Annotated in this window: 17 protein-coding genes and 2 tRNA genes; 15 read left to right on the forward strand and 4 right to left on the reverse strand. The window is 56.0% G+C overall.

What is annotated here, in order from left to right; all coding sequences use genetic code 11:
• The first annotated feature begins 2 nt into the window (after positions 1-2).
• The 9 genes from uvrC (at position 3) to LOY55_RS13805 (ending at position 9,619) form a co-directional block, all read left to right on the forward strand.
• Positions 3-1,826 carry an excinuclease ABC subunit UvrC gene (gene uvrC / locus LOY55_RS13765; RefSeq protein ID WP_258668059.1) on the forward strand — a complete coding sequence of 608 codons (1,824 nt, stop codon included), beginning with the start codon at positions 3-5 and terminating at the stop codon, positions 1,824-1,826.
• A gap of 32 nt (positions 1,827-1,858) precedes the next feature.
• The gene (pgsA, locus tag LOY55_RS13770; RefSeq protein ID WP_046027416.1) at positions 1,859-2,419 is read left to right on the forward strand and encodes a CDP-diacylglycerol--glycerol-3-phosphate 3-phosphatidyltransferase; all 561 of its coding nucleotides are present in this window, start codon (positions 1,859-1,861) and stop codon (positions 2,417-2,419) included.
• 63 nt (positions 2,420-2,482) lie between these two features.
• Positions 2,483-2,558, forward strand: a tRNA-Gly gene (locus tag LOY55_RS13775).
• Between the two features lie 445 nt (positions 2,559-3,003).
• Entirely contained in the window at positions 3,004-5,565 is a 2,562-nt protein-coding gene (gene nirB / locus LOY55_RS13780; RefSeq protein ID WP_258668060.1) for a nitrite reductase large subunit NirB, read from the forward strand.
• On the forward strand, positions 5,565-5,942 hold the full coding sequence (gene nirD, locus LOY55_RS13785) for a nitrite reductase small subunit NirD (RefSeq protein WP_223524783.1): 378 nt from the start codon (positions 5,565-5,567) through the stop codon (positions 5,940-5,942). Before nirB ends, nirD begins: the two co-directional genes overlap by 1 nt.
• Before the next feature lie 39 nt (positions 5,943-5,981).
• Positions 5,982-6,422, forward strand: coding sequence for a CBS domain-containing protein (locus tag LOY55_RS13790; protein ID WP_258668062.1), 441 nt, complete (start codon positions 5,982-5,984; stop codon positions 6,420-6,422).
• Between the two features lie 232 nt (positions 6,423-6,654).
• Positions 6,655-6,728, forward strand: a tRNA-Cys gene (locus LOY55_RS13795).
• Between the two features lie 404 nt (positions 6,729-7,132).
• Positions 7,133-8,578: a toll/interleukin-1 receptor domain-containing protein gene (locus LOY55_RS13800; protein WP_258668064.1), complete on the forward strand. Its 1,446-nt coding sequence runs from the start codon at positions 7,133-7,135 to the stop codon at positions 8,576-8,578.
• Positions 8,579-8,656: 78 nt separating this feature from the next.
• On the forward strand, positions 8,657-9,619 hold the full coding sequence (locus tag LOY55_RS13805; protein ID WP_258668065.1) for a lysozyme inhibitor LprI family protein: 963 nt from the start codon (positions 8,657-8,659) through the stop codon (positions 9,617-9,619).
• Between the two features lie 179 nt (positions 9,620-9,798).
• Here the strand turns inward: LOY55_RS13805 and LOY55_RS13810 are convergent, their stop codons facing one another.
• The 4 genes from LOY55_RS13810 to LOY55_RS13825 form a co-directional block, all read right to left on the reverse strand.
• Entirely contained in the window at positions 9,799-10,554 is a 756-nt protein-coding gene (locus tag LOY55_RS13810) for a hypothetical protein (protein ID WP_258668066.1), read from the reverse strand.
• Between the two features lie 293 nt (positions 10,555-10,847).
• Entirely contained in the window at positions 10,848-11,915 is a 1,068-nt protein-coding gene (locus tag LOY55_RS13815; RefSeq protein WP_258668067.1) for a tyrosine-type recombinase/integrase, read from the reverse strand.
• Between the two features lie 2 nt (positions 11,916-11,917).
• Positions 11,918-12,172 carry a DUF4224 domain-containing protein gene (locus tag LOY55_RS13820; RefSeq protein ID WP_258668068.1) on the reverse strand — a complete coding sequence of 85 codons (255 nt, stop codon included), beginning with the start codon at positions 12,170-12,172 and terminating at the stop codon, positions 11,918-11,920.
• Positions 12,169-12,441, reverse strand: a complete 273-nt coding sequence (locus LOY55_RS13825; protein WP_258668069.1) for a hypothetical protein — start codon at positions 12,439-12,441, stop codon at positions 12,169-12,171. The genes LOY55_RS13820 and LOY55_RS13825 overlap by 4 nt, the downstream gene beginning before the upstream one ends.
• 47 nt (positions 12,442-12,488) lie before the next feature.
• Between LOY55_RS13825 and LOY55_RS13830 the strand changes: the two genes are divergently transcribed.
• The 6 genes from LOY55_RS13830 to LOY55_RS13855 all read left to right on the forward strand — a co-directional run bounded on the left by LOY55_RS13830 (position 12,489) and on the right by LOY55_RS13855 (position 16,439).
• A complete protein-coding gene (locus LOY55_RS13830) occupies positions 12,489-13,112 on the forward strand; it encodes a hypothetical protein (RefSeq protein ID WP_258668070.1) in 624 nt (207 codons plus the stop codon).
• A gap of 12 nt (positions 13,113-13,124) precedes the next feature.
• The gene (locus LOY55_RS13835) at positions 13,125-13,985 is read left to right on the forward strand and encodes a phage tail protein (protein WP_258668072.1); all 861 of its coding nucleotides are present in this window, start codon (positions 13,125-13,127) and stop codon (positions 13,983-13,985) included.
• Positions 13,960-14,166 (forward strand): tail protein X, encoded by a 207-nt coding sequence (locus tag LOY55_RS13840; RefSeq protein ID WP_258668073.1) that lies wholly within the window; start codon positions 13,960-13,962, stop codon positions 14,164-14,166. The genes LOY55_RS13835 and LOY55_RS13840 overlap by 26 nt, the downstream gene beginning before the upstream one ends.
• A gap of 82 nt (positions 14,167-14,248) precedes the next feature.
• A complete protein-coding gene (locus tag LOY55_RS13845) occupies positions 14,249-15,295 on the forward strand; it encodes a phage late control D family protein (RefSeq protein ID WP_258668074.1) in 1,047 nt (348 codons plus the stop codon).
• 56 nt (positions 15,296-15,351) lie between these two features.
• Positions 15,352-15,915, forward strand: coding sequence for a glycoside hydrolase family 19 protein (locus tag LOY55_RS13850; protein WP_258668075.1), 564 nt, complete (start codon positions 15,352-15,354; stop codon positions 15,913-15,915).
• Complete coding sequence (locus LOY55_RS13855) at positions 15,897-16,439, forward strand: lysis protein (protein WP_258668076.1); 543 nt, start codon at positions 15,897-15,899, stop codon at positions 16,437-16,439. The genes LOY55_RS13850 and LOY55_RS13855 overlap by 19 nt, the downstream gene beginning before the upstream one ends.
• The last annotated feature ends 134 nt before the right edge of the window (positions 16,440-16,573 follow it).

A 16,573-nucleotide genomic window follows, 5' to 3' on the forward strand; every position in this document is an offset into this window, starting at 1 on the left:
CAATGACTGAAGTCTTCGATCCCAGCGCCTTTCTGTCGACGGTCAGTGGGCGTCCCGGTGTGTATCGCATGTTCGACAGCGATGCGCGCCTGTTGTATGTCGGCAAAGCCAAGAACCTGAAAAATCGCCTGTCGAGCTACTTCCGAAAATCCGGTCTGGCGCCCAAGACCGCAGCGCTGGTGGCGCGCATCGCCCAGGTCGAAACCACCATCACCGCCAATGAAACTGAAGCCCTGCTGCTTGAGCAGACGCTGATCAAGGAATGGCGGCCGCCGTACAACATCCTGCTGCGCGATGACAAATCGTATCCTTACGTCTTTCTTTCGGATGGCCAGTTCCCTCGCTTGAGCATCCATCGCGGTGCGAAAAAAGCCAAGGGCAAGTATTTTGGTCCGTACCCGAGCGCTGGAGCGATTCGCGAAAGCCTGAGTCTTTTGCAAAAGACCTTCTTTGTCCGTCAGTGTGAAGACAGCTATTTCAAAAACCGCACGCGTCCTTGCCTGCAATACCAGATCAAACGTTGCAAGGCGCCGTGCGTAGGGCTGGTGGAGCCTGAGGTGTACGCCGAAGACGTTCGCCACTCGGTGATGTTCCTTGAAGGCCGCAGCAATGCGCTGGCTGACGAATTGTCCGCGGGCATGGAAGAGGCGGCGATCAACCTTGAGTTCGAACGGGCCGCCGAGTTGCGCGACCAGATATCGTTGCTGCGTCGGGTTCAGGACCAGCAAAGCATGGAAGGCGGCACCGGCGATATCGATGTGATCGCGGCGTTCGTAAACCCAGGTGGTGCTTGCGTCCACCTGATCAGCGTTCGCGGCGGCCGGGTACTGGGCAGCAAGAACTTTTTCCCGCAAACCGGTATCGACGAAGACGTATCCGAAGTCATGGCTGCCTTTCTCGGCCAATACTTCATCACCAGCCCCGAGCGCGACTTGCCGAGTGAATTGATCGTCAACGTGGTTCATGAAGACTTCCCGACGCTGATCGAAGCCATCGAAGCGCTGCGCGGTCGCGAACTGACCATCAGCCATCGGGTGCGTGGCACACGAGCACGCTGGCAGCAATTGGCGGTCACCAATGCCGAGCAGGCATTGGGCGCACGCCTGGCTAACCGTCAGCATGTCGCCGAACGTTTCGATGCCTTGGCCGAGGTATTGAAGCTGGACGAACCGCCGCAGCGTCTGGAGTGCTACGACATCAGCCATTCCAGTGGTGAAGCCACCGTGGCGTCTTGCGTGGTGTTTGGTCCGGAAGGTCCGATCAAGTCGGACTATCGCCGCTACAACATCGAAGGCGTGACGGCAGGTGATGACTATGCCGCGATGCATCAGGCCTTGACCCGTCGCTTCAGCAAGCTGAAGGACGGGGAGGGCAAGCTGCCGGACATATTGTTAGTGGACGGTGGTAAAGGCCAGCTGTCGATGGCCCGTGATGTGCTCAACGAACTGGCGGTGCCGGACCTGATCCTGTTGGGCGTGGCCAAAGGGGCGACGCGCAAGGCCGGTTTCGAAACCCTGTACCTCAACGATGCGGCCCACGAATTCACCTTGCGCGGCGATTCCCCCGCGCTGCATTTGATCCAGCAAATACGTGACGAAGCTCACCGATTCGCCATTACCGGGCACCGCGCCCGTCGTGGGAAAACCCGCCGCACGTCCACGCTTGAGGGCGTTGCCGGTGTCGGACCAACTAGACGTCGCGATTTATTGAAACATTTTGGTGGATTGCAGGAGCTGTCTCGTGCCAGCATCGAAGAGATCGCCAAAGCACCCGGGATCAGTAAAAAGCTCGCAGAGTTGATTTATGCAAATCTGCACAGCGAGTAGAATGCCAACTCACCTCGTAGCCAGTTGTGCCGATGAATATCCCTAATCTGATTACCGTTCTACGCGTCCTGCTCATCCCGATCTTCATTTTACTGTTCTACCTGCCTTACCAATGGAGCTACGTGGCTTCCGCCTCGGTGTTCGCATTTGCCGCCGCCACAGACTGGCTGGACGGTTATCTGGCTCGACGCCTGGAACAAAGCACTCCGTTCGGGGCGTTCCTTGATCCCGTGGCTGACAAGCTGATGGTCGCCGTCGCGCTGGTCTTGTTGGTGCAGGAACACGGCAACCTGTGGCTCACGCTGCCGGCCGCCGTGATCATCGGTCGTGAGATTGTCGTCTCGGCCTTGCGCGAATGGATGGCTGAACTCGGCGCCCGCGCGCATGTCGCGGTGTCGAACCTGGGTAAATGGAAAACCGCCGCGCAGATGCTTGCGCTGGTGATCCTGCTGGCCAATCCGTCAGATTTTTCCTTCTGGGTCTTGATCGGTTATGCCTTGTTGATGGTATCCGCGGGCCTGACATTGTGGTCGATGGTCCAGTACTTGCGGGCTGCCTGGCCGCATCTGAAGACTGACGTTGAAAAGAAATAAAACTTTTTTGAATCAAGGGGTTGACGGGGCTTCTGATTTCTATAGAATGCGCCACACCAAGACGCGGGAATAGCTCAGTTGGTAGAGCACGACCTTGCCAAGGTCGGGGTCGCGAGTTCGAGTCTCGTTTCCCGCTCCAAGATTCACAAAAACGCCACTCAATAGAGTGGCGTTTTTGTTTGTGCGTTTTTTGTGGTTCTGCCGGCTGGTTCTTCGGGTTGAAGGGCTGATGTCGACGTCCTCCGTGCACTTTTATAAAGCCGTAGCACCTGTCGCTGCACTATGCGAAGGCAAGTACCGGATGCATATCCGTGCCCATTGAGCGTCTATAAGCCTGAAACGCCCGGCTGAAGCCCCTTTCGCGAAAAGTGGCACAAACGCTGCAACACACCCGGCAGGCCCACCGTGAATACAGTCGAGTGGGCAGCCCCCTCGGTCAACGACGATCGAATCGCGGGCAACATCGGTGGATCAGGCATAGACGTCTGGTATCAACACCGCAAAAGAACAGGCAAAGACGCCTGGAACCGAAAGGTTTCAGGCGTTTTTTTTTGCTTTTTGAATCGTCTAGCCGGGTGCTTCTTATGAATTCCAATGTTGCCGCGTTGAACAAATTGCAAACGCTGATCGTGATTGGCAATGGCATGGTCGGACACCATTGTGTTGAACAGTTGATCGAGCGGGGCGCGCTTGAGCATTACCGGCTACAGGTGTTCAGCGAGGAGCCGATGCGCGCCTACGACCGCGTGCACCTTTCCGAGTACTTCTCCGGCCGCGATGCCGAGTCGCTGGCCCTCGGTGACGCCTCGCTGTACCAGACGCCGGGCGTGACGCTACATCTGGGTGTGCCGGTGCTGGAAATCGACCGCGACCGCCGCCAGGTGATCACCGCGCAAGGGTGTGTTGCTTACGACAAATTGATCCTGGCCACCGGGTCTTATCCATTCGTGCCGCCCATCGAGGGCGCTGAAGGCGATTCGCGCCTGGTGTATCGAACCCTGGAAGACCTCGACGCGATCCGTGCTGCCGCTGTCAATGCGCGACGTGGTGTCGTGGTGGGTGGTGGTCTGTTGGGGCTCGAAGCCGCCAATGCCCTGAAGAGCCTGGGTCTGGAAGCGCATGTTGTTGAGTTCGCCCCGCGCTTGATGCCGGTGCAGTTGGACGAAATGGGTGGGCTTGCACTGAAGTCGCAGATCGAGCGGCTTGGCGTCGGTGTGCACCTGTCGCGCGGCACTCAATCGATCAGCGCGGGCGAGGATTACCGCTATCGCATGAATTTCGCCAACGACGAATTTCTTGAGGCCGACCTGATCGTGTTCTCGGCGGGTATCCGCGCACAAGATGCGCTCGCCCGTCAGTGCATGCTCGACATCGGTCCGCGTGGTGGCGTGGTCATTGATGACGAATGCCTGAGCAGCGACCCGAATATTTACGCGATCGGCGAGTGCGCGTCCTGGAATGGCAGCCTTTTCGGACTGGTCGCCCCGGGCTACCAAATGGCGCGCAGCGTCGCGGCGCGTTTGTGTGACCAAGTAGCTGAGCCGTTCATGGGCGCCGACATGTCGACCAAGCTCAAGTTGCTGGGTGTTGATGTCGGCTCCATCGGCGACGCTCACGGCAACACACCCGGCGCGCGCAGCTATCAGTTCATCGACGAAACCACGGCCAGCTACCGTCGATTGGTCGTGGATGCTTCGGGCAAGCACGTACTCGGTGCCGTATTGGTCGGTGATAACAGCTATTACGACACGCTGCTGCAATACATGCAGAACGCTATTGCCTTGCCGGCGGAACCCGCCAGCCTGATTCTGCCGTCGTCCGAAGGGGCGCCGACCCTGGGGCCGGGCGCGTTGCCTGAATCGGCCACAGTCTGTTCCTGCCATAACGTCACCAAGGGTTCCATTTGTTCGGCCATCGACGGTGGCTGCACTGACCTCGGTTTGCTCAAGTCGCAAACCAAAGCGTGCACCGGTTGCGGTGGGTGCGCCGGTTTGCTCAAGCAAGTTTTCGAGCATGAGCTGATTGCCCGAGGCGTCAGTGTCGATAAAAGCCTGTGCGAACACTTCGCCTATACGCGTCAGGAGCTGTATGCGCTGGTGCGCGTAGAAGGGGTGATCACTTTCGAAGAGCTGCTGGCCAAGCATGGTCGTGGCCACACGGGTTGCGATGTCTGCAAGCCGGCCGTGGGCTCGATCCTCGCGTCGTGCTGGAACCAGCCGATCATGGACGCCTCGCTGGTGCCGTTGCAGGACACCAACGACACCTTCATGGCCAACATGCAGAAAAACGGCACCTATTCAGTCGTGCCGCGCATTCCCGGTGGCGAAATCACGGCGGACAAATTGATCGCGATTGGGGTGGTGGCGAAAAAATATGACCTCTACACCAAAATCACCGGCGGCCAGCGGATCGACCTGTTCGGTGCTCAATTGCATCAGTTGCCGGATATCTGGGGCGAGCTGATCGAGGCCGGATTCGAGACCGGGCATGCCTATGGCAAATCGACCCGGACGGTGAAGTCCTGTGTCGGCAGTACCTGGTGCCGCTATGGCGTGCAAGACAGCGTAAAAATGGCCCTGATGATCGAAGACCGCTACAAGGGCCTGCGCTCGCCGCACAAGCTCAAATTCGCGGTATCCGGTTGCACCCGCGAGTGCGCCGAGGCCCAGAGCAAAGACGTGGGCGTGATCGCCACTGAAAAAGGCTGGAACCTCTATATCGCCGGCAACGGCGGTATGCGCCCACGGCATGCCGAGCTGTTCGCCACCGACCTCGACGATGCGACCCTGATCCGCTACATCGACCGCTTCCTGATGTTCTACATCCGCACCGCCGACAAACTGCAGCGAACCTCGGTGTGGCGCGAAAGCCTGGAGGGCGGCCTCGATTACCTCAAGGACGTGATCATCAACGACAGCCTCGGGCTTGGCGCCGAGCTCGAATCGCAGATGCAACTGGTGGTCGATCGCTACGAATGCGAGTGGGCCAATGCGCTCAAGGACCCGGAAAAAATCAAACGATTCCGTACCTTCGTCAACGATAAACGCCCCGACCCGGATATTCATTTTGTCCAGGAGCGTGGTCAGCGGCGCCCGATCATGGCCGCCGAACTCAACCTTATCCCGGTTACCGAGGAGATTGCATGATGAGCGCACCCACTACCCAACGCATCGATTCCCTGGCCAGCGCCGATGTCTGGCAAACGGTGTGCGAGCACCAGGACCTGGTGAGCAATTCTGGCGTCGTCGTATGGCTCGACGGCGCGCAAGTGGCGCTGTTCTACCTGCCGACGGCACACGGCAAGACCCTGTACGCCATCGACAACCATGATCCGCAGTCCGGGGCGAACGTCATCGGCCGTGGATTGATCGGCAGCATCAAGGGCGATCTGGTCGTTGCTTCACCGATCTACAAGCAGCATTTCCGTCTGGAGGACGGCAGTTGCCTGGAGTACCCGCAACAGCGTCTGCGTGTCTGGCCAGTGCGGTTGAACGGCGACGTGGTCGAAGTCGGCGTGGCCTGAGGGATATCAACCTGTTTGCCAACAGTATCGGAGGCATTGATGAAAACAGCCGCACAGCTACTGAAACTGAAAGTCGTACAAAACCAGCACGTGCATAGCATTGCACCTGATCAGATGGTGCTGGACGCGATGAAGCTGATGTCCGAGAAAAACGTCGGCGCGCTGCCCGTCATCGAAAACGGGCAGGTGGTTGGCGTGATCAGCGAGCGCGACTATGCCCGCAAGGTGGTTTTGCAGGGCCGTTCCTCAGTCGGTACACCTGTGCGCGACATCATGAGCGCCCCGGTCGTGACCGCCGACAGCCAACAGAGTGTGGAGCGTTGCATGACGGTCATGACCGACAGTCATCTGCGCCATCTGCCGGTAGTGGAGGGCGGCGAGTTGATCGGTTTGTTGTCGATCGGTGATCTGGTCAAAGAAGCCATTGTCGAGCAAGCGGAATTGATTCGGCAGTTGGAACACTACATTCGCGGGCACTAAACAGACCAGGCGAGGCAGAACAGCAGGGCGCAGCCTCGTCGAAACAGTCAGAGTGCCAGATAAAATTTTTTTGAAATCAAGGGGTTGCCAGTCCTTGGAAATCAGTACATAATTCACGCCATCGAAAGCACTGACCGCTGAAAAAGCTCAATGTTTTCAAGGGGTTAGATCTAGTATCTAATTCCAAGTTTGTACGCGTTTGGTGTTGTGCTACATGACATCAGATGTTTGAGGCCGAGTAGCAAAATGGTTATGCAGTGGATTGCAAATCCACCTACGCCGGTTCGATTCCGACCTCGGCCTCCACTCTTAAAAACCCCGTAGATCAATGATCTACGGGGTTTTTTATTGCCTTCGGGAAAGTGAAGTGTTCCGCAATTTTCAGAAGGTGTTCCGCAACTGCGAACGATGGGGCGCCTGTGATCAGAGCCACTTGTGTCTAATCGCGGGCGTCAAGCCTTGGGCCGTTACAGACAATACCTGACGCTCAGGGTAGGTGGCTGTAGCTACGGCTCAACTCTCACCGTCGGCAATGTGCCACCAAACGTCTGCCAGTAAACTCGACTTCGACAGAAACGTCATCGGGGCAGACAGTAGACATCGTGATGGCAAATGAGTAGCGTCAGTTAATTCTCGAAGACAAGGGAATGCTGCCTGTTGCGATCAGCCACTTATCACCAGGCATACACCAATTTTTACAGGGATATTTTATGTCAGAACCAAAACTGTTTATTTCATATAGTTGGTCGACTCCAGAGCACCAAAAGTGGGTGCTTCGCTTGGGAACAGAGCTTCGTGAAAACGGTGTTGACGTATTATTAGATAAATGGGATTTAAAAGAAGGTCATGACGCCAACGCCTTTATGGAAAAAATGGTTTCGGATGAAAGCATAAAGAAAGTAATAATAGTGCTTGATGAGCAATATAGTGACAAGGCTAACAAAAGATCTGGAGGCGTGGGGACGGAAACACAAATAATATCCGCGGAAGTGTATGAGAGCGTAGATCAGAATAAGTTTGTTGCAGTTATTGCAAGTAGAGATCAGGAGGGAAAAGCAAAGCTACCGGTTTTCTATAAGTCACGAATATATATAGATCTTTCTGATGACGGTCTTTATGGAAGTAATTTCGAGCAATTACTGCGCTGGATATATGACAAGCCACTCAACATAAAGCCAGAGCTTGGAAAGAAGCCCGTGTTTTTAAATGAAGAAGCTTCCGTCTCGCTGGGGACATCTGTGATATTTAGGCGCTTAATTGATGCCTTAAAAAGCTCCAGGCCTCATGCCAATGGAGCGTTGGTTGAGTATTTCAGCTTGTTTTCAAGAAACTTGAGCCGATTTAGGTTAGAACCAAGCCGGGGGGGAACTGAGTTTGACCAAAAAGTTCTCGACAGTATCAATCAACTTTTGCCTGCGCGAAACGAGCTTATAGAAGTTTTCTCAACCATTGCGCAGTATGACCTTTCTACCGGTGCAGGGCCTATCATACACAAATTTTTCGAGTCACTAATACCGTATTTGGATAAGCCGGAAAACGTAACAAGTTATCATAAATGGGATTGGGATAATTTAAAGTTCGTTATTCAAGAGTCTTTCATGATATGCATAGGAGTATTACTCAAGCATGAAAGATATGACTTGGCGGAGTGCTTGGTAAGACAGCGCTACTTTGCTGAGAGTGATAACTACGGGCAAAGCAAAATGCACTCTTATGGTATCTTTAGAAATCACCTAGAGTCATTGAGCTACCGAAATAATCGGCTCAAGCTACGGCGCTTATCCGTCCATGCTGACTTACTAAAAGAAAGATGTACCGATTCAGGATTGTCATTCAATAATTTGATGCAGGCGGATTTTCTGTTATACCTTGCAGAGTCCCTACAAGGTCTCGCGGAAAATCGCCGACAAGAGTGGTGGCCAGAATCATTGGTATTTAAGTCGTTTCATGGAGGCACTTTTGAAATGTTTCTCCGCGCGGAGTCATTGAGTTATTTTAATCGGATGGCCAACTTGCTGGGCATAAGTTCGAAGTCGGATTTCACCGCTTTAGTTGAAGGCTTAAAAAGCCAAGCAGTTTATGTGCCAAAATGGGGCTTCGATAATATTAACCCATTAGAACTGATGAATTACGACAGATTGTGTATTCGCCCATAAAGGATTAACGAAAATTATATCGCATTGGAAGAATCCCAATAAATCTCACATAGTAGCCGCAGTCCGCCGGGGGGCATAATGGCAAGCAAAGGAAAACTCTTGCTGGATGAGCGGGTCGCACAGGTGCGATCCAGACTGCGAGTGGGACGGGCTGATGGTGCTATATATGAGGCAACCGTTAGAATTAATGACCTGGAACGATCATTAAAAACTCTGAAAGACACTAAAAATACGGAGCTATTCCGACACTTTCCTGTTGCAGCTGTAGCTACATTGGAAGCGCATTTTAGGTCAAGCGTAGCAATGGTTGTGGACAAGGGGGGCGAGTACTTCACACGAGGTGTAGCACTTGTAGGTGACAGATTAAAAGCGTCTGAAATAATACCAATGATTCATAAGCAAAGTGTGAGTGTTGGAGAGATTGTAGCTTACAGCTTGCCGTTTAGCTCGTTGAGCCATCTTGAAGATGTCTTTGATGCTCTGTTAGGTCAGAAATTCAAACAGCTATCTAAAAGTGCTAAGGATCCATATTTCACCCGAAATGATGTCCCCGGGGGTGAGCTAATCGTAGGGGACGTGTCGAGACTTTGGTTGGATTTACATCAGGCCTTTCACGATAGACATGTTCTAGCGCACGAATCGGCTACTCAATTTTTTATGGATTATGATAAAGCGGCGTCCGCGGTAAATAGCGTAAAGCTAATAATTGAAATTACTGAAGCCGTGTTTTGGTCCACGGTCTGGAAGGATGAGCCTCTTACGCAGTATGAAATGAACGTCGCAGCATGGGAGAGATATAAGAACATTCGTATAAAGCTTGCTGCAGCAATTCGAAAAAAACGGAAAGAGCATGATGATTGTTTAGTAGCATCTCGATTCAGGGAGCTTCACTTCAAGTGGAAAGATTGGGTTACTGATTGGTGTTCGTTCAGTGCGGACAGATTCGTGGGTGGATCAATTAGGCCATTAATCCATGCGTCAGAGTTATCTCAATCTTTTGAAGATCGCATAAAGCAAGTCGAAAGTGTTACTGGGTTTTGATACTGAAAGTTAAAAGGCGGGTGGACCTATTATAGATATATCCTCCCCATTTATTGAAGTCGGGTATTGGAGAGTTTTGACCGAGATTAGACACGCAACAGGTTTGTTCACTACAGATATGGCCAAGACCAAGGCGAGTAAGCACCCACGATTTAAGGATATGAGCAGAACAGACAGAGCTACTCTTTCTCAGACGCTCCGTTCAGGTTTCCACTGCCAGACTGCACCATTCCATGGAGCTGTTGTAGATACCCAACAATGCGGTAGGCGGGGATTAAGTTCATCAGTCCCGTTTCTGCAGCGAGAGTAAGCATTCCAGCGAACATCCACTGCTCATCTATTACCGCGAATACTGGGGAGCCACTGAAGCCTCGTAATGATTTAGGACACACACTTAGAAGCTGAAGAGTAACCATCTCCTCTAGAGAAGGGCTGGCCAGCTTGGCAGGTAAGCAAGTGAGGGCAGCACTAATACGCTTGGCGTCGTAGTCATATGCTCGATCATCCTCACTGTACCCGAACACATAGAAAACTGTTGCGTCTTGGTGATACTGAGGATCGATGGTGAATTCAGTTCCCACCCAATAAACGCCTTGTTTGGTTAGCAGTTCGTGCTGGAACGGGGCGATGCGTCTAATTAACAGGTCAAAATGCGGATCGTAGTTGGGTTGGAAAACTGCCTCAAGATCGAATATTAGCGAGTATCCGGCGTCTCGAACCAAGATTGTAAAGTCGCCACTCTTCGCATTCTGGTTGTCCAATACATGCTGAGCGGATACAACGAATAGCTGCCCCTCATGCTCCAGAATAAATGCAGTTCCTACTCCGTGATAGGGATACTCGTCATGCGAAAACCGAAGAATCACTGGATGTACTTGACCATTTAGTCGCCGCCAAATTTCTTCTGTCTCAACCGTATATTGGTCGTTTTTCATTAAGCCCCCATTGTAAAACATACGCCGTATGTTGGATCCCTCACATTTGAGCATTCTAGGCTGAAAAGCAATAGTGCCATTAACAGATGGGTATGCACGTTTGGGCAACTATAGGCCTTTAAAGCATCCGATGCCGGCCAGTAGCCGCACCGGGTGTACATGCGCTCTTGGCTTGAAGCAGGTTCGGGGGCGCGTGCACTTTTGGCCGTTTTCTGCGTTTGGCCATAGGCAGCTTTGGGTCGATTTGTGGTTTCAGGGATAACCTACTGGTAGCGACCCATTGCGACCTTTAGTTATTTTGTGGGTCGTACAATTTCACCAACACGCCGATAAACCTTTTTCGTCATCTCCTGCGTTGAGTGGCCAAGCAGGCGACTAGCATGACCAATGTCGTCAATTTCGCTGGCAGCTTTTGGTCGGATGTCTCGGAATTGGAATTGGCGGATCGCGGCGGCAAGCGTTGCATCACCTTCGGCCGCAGCCTTCGCGGCTGCTTTTTCTCGGGCTTCATCCCACCGATTTCTCAGCATGGCGTAACTCATTCGCAGGCCTGCTTGGTTGGTGATCAGACTTGAACTTCTGATGCCAGCCATGGCTTTGCGCTCGAGCAGGGCATCGAGGAAGGTGCTGAGTCCTGATGCGTCTGTGCCGTCGTGTAGGCGGATGCGCAGGCGTTTCTCAGTCTTGCCCTGGCCTACCATCAGGAACCCGTTGTTCAAGTCGGCAGTTGATGCTTTGAGCACATCGGCGGGGCGCTGGCCGGTCAGGTAGGCTAGGTCCATTGCGTCTTTCAGCTCGGGCGGTGCCTCTGTGTACACCGCATCCCAAACGATTTTGCCTGCGTAGAAGTCGCGGGGTGTTTCTTTATTCCTGCGTAAGCGGGCGCAAGGGTTTGCCTTTTCAGTGAGCCCCCATTCGCGGGCAAAGGTGAATATGGTCGAGAGGAGGGCGATCTCGCGGTTGGCGCGCACCTTTGCTGTTCTGGCGTCGCGATACTGGGCGATCACTTGTGGGGTGACCGCGTCTACAGGGGCTGATTCGAACGCGTTGCGTAGTTGTTTGAGGCCTTTCAAGTAGTCCTTTTGGGTGCCGGGTTTCAGCCCAGGGATGACCTTTCTTTCGTAGTCGTCGAAAAACCTGCCCATCAGGTGAGCAGGCTTGGGTGTGGCTTTGCGATCCAGACGTGCCCATTCGATTTTGGCTTCATCGAGGTCGCCGCCGAGCGGAATTTCGACTCGGTTCCCTTCGGCATCCCGACCGTTGTAGTAGTAGCCCACCCAGGTACTGCCGTTCTTTCTTTTGCGGCTACGGCGGATCATCCGCGGCGGCAGATCCCGGTTTGCGGCTTTCTTCTGGCGCATCGTTAACCTACACGTGAGAGATCAAGGGACCAGGTTTCAGCTACAGCATTGGTTGCTGATGGTTTCACCCCGGCTAGCTTCAGGCGGGCGTACACGCGACCTACAACGGGGCGTTGTGCGGCTGTGAGCACATGTTCCCAAGCATTGCGTTGCAGCCACTGACGTTGGCAGGACGGAATCTTGTAGCCTGTAATAGCGGCCAACTCATCTTCTGTAAGCGTCTCACTCGGCAGCTGAAACGAGTTCTCTCTGTTCATGCTGCCTCCTGAGCGATGGTGATAGCTTGTACCTGCGTATACCCCACAACAGGCTGCGCGGGCGGGCGATTCTGAGCGATTAGCGTTGCATCGGGTGTGGCTGCCTCGCGCAGCTTTTCGTGGGGTATAAGTACCTCGGCAGTGGCACTGAGAGGGGCAATATTGCCTGCTGCTGCGCAGCAGAGACTGTTTGTTTCTGGTGCGTCGACGCCAATAGCGTTGCGGAGCAAAGCGGTCGATGTTTGGGTGGTGTGCAGTTCCATCGTCATGCCGCTTTCCTCCGGTGTTCTATAGCGAGTTGGTCCGTTAGGCGCTGGTGACGCGTGAGCCGTGTTGCGATGGTGGCGAGAATCTCGGCTCATGCAGCCTCCTTGACCAGGTCCGCATCCCGCCGGTGTTGGGCGGGATTGCCCAGTCGTTTGCGCCGTCGAGCACCGGGCCGTTGATGTTGGCCAACCCGGGCAAAAGCGCGGGGCTGGGGGCGAGTGTGGCCGCGACCGAAGCGGCCGTCCCGGTGCCGTCGGCGCCGCCGGTGTCGTATGACCCGCGCGACCTCAACTCCAAGGACGCCATGTTGCTGCCGCACTTTGCCAACAAGGTGCGCTTCCCGGGCTCCGAGCTGCGTCGACCCAAGGTCATCAAGTCGGGCTTGGAAGACCCAGCGCCGCAACCGGGGGAGGCGGCCAAAGCCATGATGTTGCCCCCGGCCAGCGCGGACGCGGCGGCGGGGGCGTTGGTCAAGCCCATGGCGGCGGTCCCGGTGGCGCCTAAAGTCGAGTCGAATGTGGCGATTCAGGCGCCGTTTTCGTTGACGGTCAACGGCGATGTCAAGGACGCGGCGCAGCTGTACGGCCAACTCAAGCCCTTGCTCGATCAGCACTATCGCGATATGGCCAAGCAGATGGGCAGCAGTCAGCTCTATGACGCGCCGCACGTTTAATCAGGAGGGCATATGTCTGATCAGGAAAAGACTGCATTGCAGCAGTTACAGTCGGGGTTGAAATACCTGGCCTCGGCCGGGGAAACCGGGCGCCGTAGCCTGGACGGCATGCTGGGCCCGGTGAACGGCGCGATCGGGGAAATCACCGGTGCGGCGTCCGAGCTGGAGGGCTCGCCCTTTGTCGGCCCGACGGTAGGGGCCAAACTTCAGCGCGTCATGCGCTCGGTCAATGCGGCGCAAGCGAAGGTCGGGCAAGCGGTGGCCCTGTACGGCACGGCCACCCGCGCGCTGTCACAGATTGACGAACGCATGGGCGTGCTCAAGGAGCAGGCGGGCAAGGCGGCGACGGCGATCAACGCGATCGCCGGCAAGATCAGCCCGTCGCTGGCTAACATCGTGCCCACGGGGGCCTTCGCCACGGATCAAACGCCGGCGCCGGAGGCGGTTCAGCCGTTTCCGCACCTGCTGATTCTCCAGCCGCAAGACCCCAAGGCACAGCCGTATTTCTTCAACCTCGACACGGCCGCCTTTGATGAGCTGCGCCGCTCGACCGAATTCCGCTGGGCTTCTCAGGAGCGCCTGTCGCGCCGGCCGGCGCAGCAGGGCGTGGGCATTGGGGAAGAAAAGATCACGCTCAAGGGCGCGATTTTCCCGGGCTTCAAGGCCGGCTTGAAGCAGCTCGACACGCTGCGCACGATTGGCGGCCAGCTCAAGCCGCTGACCCTGACCACGGGGTATGGCGACGTGCTGGGCACGTGGTGCCTGAAGAGTATCGAGGAAGAACAAAGCGCGCTGATGCCGGGCGGTATCCCGCGTAAACAAGGGTTCACTCTGGAGTTTGCGCGCTATGGCGACGACATGCAGAACGTCTGAAGGGGATCTACTGGACACCATCTGCCATAACTTCTATGGCCACCTCAACGGCAGCGTGGAGGCGGTCCTTGATGCTAATCAGGGCTTGGCTGACGAGCCTCAGCCCTATCGCGCCGGCGTGCTGATCGTGTTGCCGGAGTTGATCGCACCCTCTCAGGAGCAGATAACGTTATGGGATTAATGGTCTACTCTCACAGTGTTGGATGCTGTAGCTCCCTTACTTTTTTGCCCGCCTTGTGCGGGTTTTTTTTGGGGAGAAATCCATGATCCCGATGTTTCGCATCGTGGCCGATGGCGCCGATATCACCGGCCTGATCAACGATCGGCTGATTCAACTCAGCACCACCGACAAGCCGGGCATGGATTCGGACACGTTCGAGTTGCGCATTGATGATCGCGATGGCCTGGTAACGCTGCCCCGGCGCGGCATCGGCATCGAGGTGTACCTGGGCTATGTCGAGACGGGCGTGGCCCGCCTGGGCCGTTATGTGGTCGATGAGGTCACGGTGTCCGGCCCGCCGGATACCATCGTGATCAAAGGCAAAGCCAGCGACATGCGCGGCAGTGGCAAGACCATCCGCAGCGGGAGCTGGGAGGACGTGCCATTGTCGAAGATCGTCGGCGACATCGCCGCGCGCAATGGCTGGGCGGCGGGGTGTCCGGTGCCGACCAAGGTCGCCCGGGCGGACCAGCTCGGCGAGTCGGACTTTAATTTCATCACGCGCCTGGCTAAGCAATACGACTGTACGGCCAAGGTCGCCGACGGCAAATTGTTGGTCATGCCGCGTCAAGGTGGGCAGACGGCCAGCGGCAAGGCCTTTGGTGCGATCACCCTGACCCGGGCGGACGTCAGTCGCTGGCAGTTCAACCTGGGCGACCGCAACACGCACAAGTCGGTGGGGGCCAAACACCAAGACAAGAAAACCGGCCAGCTGGTGGTCGTCTCGCTGGAGAATGACGACCTGCCGACCGGCCTGCCGGCGGTGCATACCGATCGGCATATCTACCCCAACAAAACCGCCGCCGAGGCCGCCGCCAAGGCGCGGTTGGCCGCGTTCAACCGATCGAGCGCCGGCGTGCGGTTTGAGATGCCGGGCCGCACGGACCTGTTTGCCGAACGCCCGCTCATTGCCCAGGGCTTCAAGGTCGGCCTCGATGGCGAGTACCTGACCGACTCCGTCGAGCAGGTCTACACCCAAGCGGGCTGGTCGACCACCGTCGAGTGCAATGGCAGCAAGACCGGCAAGGCGAAAGCCAAGGGTAAGAAACTGAAAAAGGTCGCGAAGCCGCTCAAGGTGGTGACCCTGTAATCGCGCATTTGCGCATCCCGGCCGCCGCGTGCGGTTTTTTTACGCCTGGAGTTTGTATGTCCTTAACCGAGCCACAGTTACAACGCATCATGCCGAACGCCCGCCGCCAAGCGGGCGTTTTTGTGTCCGCCCTCAATGCCGCCATGGCGCATCGGCAAATCAACACGCCGAAACGCCAAGCCGCGTTCCTGGCTCAGGTGGGCCATGAGTCGGGCCAACTGCAGTATGTCCGGGAACTGGGTGGCGATCAGTACCTGAGCAAATACGACACCGGCAATCTGGCGGTGAAACTGGGCAACACACCTGACCCCGACGGTGATGGTCAGCGTTATCGTGGTCGCGGCCTGATCCAGATCACCGGCCATAGCAACTACCTGCGCTGCAGCCTGGCCTTGTTCGGCGACGAGCGATTGCTACGCACGCCCGAGCTGCTGGAGCTGCCGCAATGGGCGGCTGAGTCGGCCGCGTGGTTCTGGTGGATACGGGAGCTGAACGCTTTGGCCGATCGGGATGAATTCAACGCGATCACACACAAGATCAACGGCGGCCTCAATGGCCTGCAGGATCGGCTGGAGCTGTGGGAGCGGGCGAGGGCAGTGCTATGCGTATCGTCGACCTGATCCTCGCGCCGTACCGGTTGTTAGCCGTTGGCGTGCTGCTGACCGCATTGGTCGGCGGATCCGCCGTGTCGGCCTGGAAGGTTCAGGACTGGCGCTACGGCCAGCAACTCGCCGAACAGGCCAGCTTGCACAAGGACGATTTGATCGCCATCAGCAACGCCGCAGCTGGCCAGATGCGTGCGGCACAGGACAATCGCCTAGCCCTGGAGCAGCGGCTGTCAGCCAGTGAACAAACCCATTACCGAGTCTTAAGCGATGCCCAACGTGATCAAAGTCGCCTGCGCGATCGGCTTGCCACTGCTGATGTGCGCCTGTCAGTCCTACTCGAAGCCACCGATTCAGCCAGCGGCTGCGCAGTGTCAGCCCCGACCACAACCGGCGGCATGGTTCATGGCCCCACAAGAGCCCAACTTGACCCAGCGCATGCTCAACGAATTATCGGCATCACCGATGTCGGCGATCAAGGACTGATCGCCTTGGCGGCCTGTCAGGCGTACGCCAAAGAAGTCTCAACACCGAAGTGAAAAAGAGCGGCCGGAGTGGATGCGTCAACATCCCACCCGACCGCCGTCCCTGCAGATGGTCCCTGCAAGTCCAGCCAAGGCTCTTACTCCGTGCACGAAGCGCGGCGAGCCTAGCACCTGTTTATCCATACAGT

It is taken from the genome of Pseudomonas sp. B21-040 (assembly GCF_024748695.1).
Lineage (GTDB): Bacteria > Pseudomonadota > Gammaproteobacteria > Pseudomonadales > Pseudomonadaceae > Aquipseudomonas.